Below are 3,218 nucleotides of genomic sequence, written 5' to 3' on the forward strand. Positions count from 1 at the left end.
CCTTGGGACCTACTCCAGCCCCAGGATGCGACGAGCCGACATCGAGGTGCCAAACCATCCCGTCGATATGGACTCTTGGGGAAGATCAGCCTGTTATCCCCAGGGTACCTTTTATCCGTTGAGCGACCACGCTTCCACAAGCCATGGCCGGATCACTAGTCCCAGCTTTCGCTCCTGCTCGACCCGTCGGTCTCACAGTCAAGCCCCCTTGTGCACTTGCACTCGCCACCTGATTGCCAACCAGGCTGAGGGAACCTTTGGGCGCCTCCGTTACCTTTTAGGAGGCAACCGCCCCAGTTAAACTACCCACCAGACACTGTCCCTGATCCGGATCACGGACCGAGGTTAGACATCCAACACGATCAGAGTGGTATTTCAACGCCGGCTCCACCCGAACTAGCGTCCGAGCTTCACAGCCTCCCACCTATCCTACACAAACCGAGTCGAACACCAATATCAAGCTATAGTGAAGGTCCTGGGGTCTTTCCGTCCTGCTGCGCGAAACGAGCATCTTTACTCGTAGTGCAATTTCGCCGGGTCCGTGGTTGAGACAGTCGAGAAGTCGTTACGCCATTCGTGCAGGTCGGAACTTACCCGACAAGGAATTTCGCTACCTTAGGATGGTTATAGTTACCACCGCCGTTTACTGGCGCTTAAGTTCTCAGCTTCGAGATTGCTCTCTAACCGGTCCCCTTAACGTTCCAGCACCGGGCAGGCGTCAGTCCGTATACATCGTCTTGCGACTTCGCACGGACCTGTGTTTTTAGTAAACAGTCGCTTCTCGCTGGTCTCTGCGACTCCCCCCAGCTCAAGGCGCAAAGCCCATCACCAGTTGGAGCCCTCCTTCTCCCGAAGTTACGGAGGTATTTTGCCGAGTTCCTTAACCACGGTTCACCCGATCGCCTCGGTATTCTCTACCTGACCACCTGTGTCGGTTTGGGGTACGGGCCGCTCAGTCCTCGCTAGATGCTTTTCTCGACAGCATAGGATCACCCACTTCGCCCCTACGGGCTCGGCATCAGATCTCAGGCTATATGTGCCGCGGATTTGCCTACGACACGCCCTACGTCCTTACCCCGGGACAACCACCGCCCGGGTTGGGCTACCTTCCTGCGTCACACCATCGCTTGCCTACTACAAGATCGGGCCGCCGGCTCCACCACACCCCACACCCGAAGGTGCCGGGGGGCTTAACGGGCTTAGCATCACCTGATTCAACATTGGGCGGACCTTCGCGGGTACGGGAATATCAACCCGTTGTCCATCGACTACGCCTGTCGGCCTCGCCTTAGGTCCCGACTCACCCTGGGCGGATTAGCCTGGCCCAGGAACCCTTGGTCATCCGGCGGCGACGTTTCTCACGTCGCATTCGCTACTCATGCCTGCATTCTCACTCGTGCACCCTCCACCCCTGGATCACTCCGAGGCTTCACCGGATGCACGACGCTCCCCTACCCGTCCACGCGACTGGTACCTGTCTAGAGCACGATCTGTATGCGTGAACGACACGGCTTCGGTGGTGTGCTTGAGCCCCGCTACATTGTCGGCGCGGAATCACTTGACCAGTGAGCTATTACGCACTCTTTCAAGGGTGGCTGCTTCTAAGCCAACCTCCTGGTTGTCTATGCGACTCCACATCCTTTCCCACTTAGCACACGCTTAGGGACCTTAGCCGGTGTTCTGGGCTGTTTCCCTCTCGACGACGAAGCTTATCCCCCGCCGTCTCACTGCCGCGCTATCACTTCACCGGCATTCGGAGTTTGGCTGATTTCGGTAAGCTTGTGGGCCCCCTAGACCATCCAGTGCTCTACCTCCGGGAAGAAACACACGACGCTGCACCTAAATGCATTTCGGGGAGAACCAGCTATCACGTGGTTTGATTGGCCTTTCACCCCTAACCACAGGTCATCCCCCAGGTTTTCAACCCTGGTGGGTTCGGGCCTCCACGCGGTCTTACCCGCGCTTCACCCTGCCCATGGCTAGATCACCACGCTTCGGGTCTAGGGCATGCGACTCAAACGCCCTATTCGGACTCGCTTTCGCTACGGCTACCCCACCCGGGTTAACCTCGCCACACACCGCTAACTCGCAGGCTCATTCTTCAAAAGGCACGCGGTCACAACCCGCACCGGATAAATCCGGACGGGCGTAGCTCCCACGGCTTGTAGGCACACGGTTTCAGGTACTCTTTCACTCCCCTCCCGGGGTACTTTTCACCTTTCCCTCACGGTACTAGTCCGCTATCGGTCACCAGGGAGTATTTAGGCTTAGCGGGTGGTCCCGCCAGATTCACACGGGATTTCTCGGGCCCCGTGCTACTTGGGAAACTTCTCCGGAGCCAGCCATGTTTCGTCTACGGGGGTATTACCCACTATGCCGGCGCTTTCGCATCGCCTTCGACTACACAACTGGTTTCTTACTCCGCGCCAGACCGGCAGATCTGACCGAAAAGTCCCACGACCCCGCCCGCGCAACCCCTGCCGGGTATCACACGCAGACGGTTTAGCCTCTTCCGGTTTCGCTCGCCACTACTCCCGGAATCACTGTTGTTTTCTCTTCCTGACGGTACTGAGATGTTTCACTTCCCGTCGTTCCCTCCACACGCCCTATATATTCAGGCATGGGTGACCGCACTCACATACGGCCGGGTTCCCCCATTCGGACACCCTCGGATCACAGCTCGTTTGACAGCTCCCCGAGGCCTTTCGCGGCCTACCACGTCCTTCATCGGCTCCTGGTGCCAAGGCATCCACCGTGCGCCCTTAAAAACTTGGCCACAAAGATGCTCGCATCCACTGTTCAGATCTCAAACACCCACCGGCTCATCTCCCCCGCTCTCGGTACCACCAGCCGTCGCAGCGCGACGCGGTATGGATACCCGGAGGAGATCCGGTACTGAAGACAACAACCTCGCGGCTGTTCCTTCAGGACCCAACAGTGTGCCGAACCAGAACAGGCTCACCTCGTAATGAGGCGAGCCGATCAAGTCTTCGATGTTCCACCCGTGAGCGCCGGCGTCCAGACGAAAGCTGAACCAACCGGACTGCTCTGCACCCACCATCAGCACCCTGTGGCGCCGACGATGCGGTGAGAGGCTCCTTAGAAAGGAGGTGATCCAGCCGCACCTTCCGGTACGGCTACCTTGTTACGACTTCGTCCCAATCGCCGGTCCCACCTTCGACGGCTCCCTCCACAAGGGTTAGGCCACCGGCTTCGGG

Annotated in this window: 1 rRNA gene; it reads right to left on the reverse strand. The window is 58.4% G+C overall.

Features of this window, described 5'->3' with window-relative positions:
• A 23S ribosomal RNA gene (locus ABD481_RS46250) occupies positions 1–2,776 on the reverse strand; the annotation flags it as partial.
• Positions 2,777–3,218: the final 442 nt, after the last annotated feature.

It is taken from the genome of Catenulispora yoronensis (assembly GCF_039531695.1).
Taxonomy (GTDB): domain Bacteria; phylum Actinomycetota; class Actinomycetes; order Streptomycetales; family Catenulisporaceae; genus Catenulispora; species Catenulispora yoronensis.